At 40.5% G+C, this 2216-nt stretch carries 2 protein-coding genes; both read left to right on the forward strand.

Annotation, left to right across the window (positions count from 1 at the left end):
• The first annotated feature begins 879 nt into the window (after nt 1–879).
• Nucleotides 880–1212, forward strand: a complete 333-nt coding sequence (locus A5882_RS19570; protein ID WP_086373602.1) for an LPXTG cell wall anchor domain-containing protein — start codon at nt 880–882, stop codon at nt 1210–1212.
• 22 nt (nt 1213–1234) lie between these two features.
• Nucleotides 1235–2101 carry a WxL domain-containing protein gene (locus A5882_RS19575; RefSeq protein ID WP_086373603.1) on the forward strand — a complete coding sequence of 289 codons (867 nt, stop codon included), beginning with the start codon at nt 1235–1237 and terminating at the stop codon, nt 2099–2101.
• The last annotated feature ends 115 nt before the right edge of the window (nt 2102–2216 follow it).

Here is a 2216-nt window from a genome sequence, read left to right on the forward strand (position 1 = left end):
AAATGACGATTTTCTGGACGCTCTTTTTAGATACCATACTTAATAAGTATTGCTTTTTTTTTGTTCATAAACTCGTAACTAAATCATTGTTCAATATTTGGTGTTTTTAATGACCATAATTAGGTTATTCGTTATTTAAGTTTTAGTAATAAGGTATTATTAAGTTTAATATGTGAAAGAGAGTGTTCAGAAAATGACGATTTTCTGGACACTCTTTTTAGATGCCATAATTGAAATTTATTGCTCTATTCTTGTGTACATAAACTCGTAACTAAATCATTGTTCAATTAAAATTTAGATTTATGAGTATTAGGACTGTCTCTTATACACATCTAGATGTGTAATAAGTATTGCTTTTTTTTTGTTCATAAACTCGTAACTAAATCATTGTTCAATTAAAATTTAGATTTATGAGTATTAGGACAAATATTGTATGGGGTCAGAAACTTAAAAGTTTCTGACCTTTTTTAATGAGTAAGAATCTTAGCTGCTGTGGTACTCTTGAGCCTTTAGTACTCCTAAGTATACTGAACATAGAAACGGACAATTGGTAGGTAATGGTTGTCTAAAAAATTTATTGAAACTTAGAAATAGAGATGCAGGAATCCCAGTATAGAAGGATTCGCCAACATCTTTCACATAATAGTGAAAATGCTGATTTTGTACATAGATTGAACGATGTTAGAGTAATACCTGTCAGAACGACAATCTCATTTCTACCAAAAACCTTCGTTTTTTAGAAGGGGAAATACAGTATGTAGTTCAGTTTTCTAAATCCTAATCTAACAACATTTATAAGCCGTCCAAATTTTTTGGAGGGTTCTTTTTGTCGTCTTCTCATTAACGAAGAATTTTGGGAAAAATGTAAGGAGGAGGGACATGACGATAAAAAAAGTGGCTTGGCAGATCTTCGTACTCTGGCTGATCGTACTACCGTTTGGTCTTACCAGGACGGCTTCAGGCTCAGAGATCAATGCGGTAGATACCACAGGAAGCATTGGGTTTACCGGCACGTATGTGCCGATCGGGAGTCCAGATCCCACACCACCACATCCAGAGACACAACCGCCGGTGCTGGATCACGCCAAACCAGGTGGTTCCTTGCCACAAACAAACGATGCAGCCCAACCATGGCTCATTTGGCTAGGAATCATTCTTCTTAGTTTCGTTTTCATTCAGTGGAAACAGACACACGCTCAACACAAAAAATGATGAAGAAAGCAGGAACACCAACATGAAATTTATTCGACTAGCAACGATTGCCGCATTATCTACAACTATTTTAGCCGGAGGCGCAACTTCTGCCTTTGCGGAAGAAGACGTAGTAAAAGGACAAGAAGTAAGAACGGTACGAACCGATGGAGAAATCAAATTCACTGCACCGACAGATGAAGATGGTGAGTTAGAAGTCATCCCCCCATTACCAGGTCCAGATGTAGATATCGACCCAGAAGTACCTGGAACGACTGGTCCCTTATCGATTGTGAAAGCTGCAACGATGAACTTTGGGTCACAAGTGATCTCAAACCAGGATCAAACCTATAATATGGTTGCCGAGATGCAACAACTTGCAGGAACCCAAGGAGACAATAACAAAGTTCCCTATGTTTCTTTTGCACAAGTACAAGACTTGCGTGGAACAAATGTTGGGTGGGATCTACAAGTCAGCTTATCAGACTTCACTTCCACCACACAAAATAGCGTGCTGACAGGGGCTGAGATCGAGTTTGTGAGCCCGCGGATCCAGTATGAAGGAAACACGGCAGCCAATGCGCCAACGGCGCACGCATCGGGATTAAAATTATTGCCTAATGGTGCGGCACGTCCTGTGATGACCGCTGGCACAGGCAAAGGGGCGGGGGCTTCTTCTGTTATTTGGGGCAATCAAGCCGACTTGGATGCCCAATTTGCGAATGACGACATCGACGTGGTAGAAAACAACGCGATTCGTTTATCCATCCCAGGATCAACGACCAAAGATGCGACAACCTATAAGTCGACATTGAACTGGACATTAACAACGATTCCTGATGCAGATGGCCCAGAAGCGGGTGAACCAGATACCCCGAGTACGCCGGAAGCACCTGGAGACAACACATAATGTAGTGAATTGATTCCTTAGGAACTCTCAACAGCGTTACAAGTTCTTGTAGCGCTGTTTCTTTAAGAAAGGAGATTGTTTAGTTTGACCCGAAATATTTACTTACCTATTTATC

Origin of the sequence: Enterococcus sp. 4E1_DIV0656 (assembly GCF_002140695.1) — a bacterium.
Classification (GTDB): Bacteria; Bacillota; Bacilli; order Lactobacillales; family Enterococcaceae; genus Enterococcus_D; species Enterococcus_D entomosocium.

What these genes read in the sequence shown, in the direction of transcription:
- A5882_RS19570 (WP_086373602.1), top strand. Translation starts at nt 880, where the DNA reads ATGACGATAAAAAAAGTGGCTTGGCAGATCTTCGTACTCTGGCTGATC.
- A5882_RS19575 (WP_086373603.1), top strand. Translation starts at nt 1,235, where the DNA reads ATGAAATTTATTCGACTAGCAACGATTGCCGCATTATCTACAACTATT.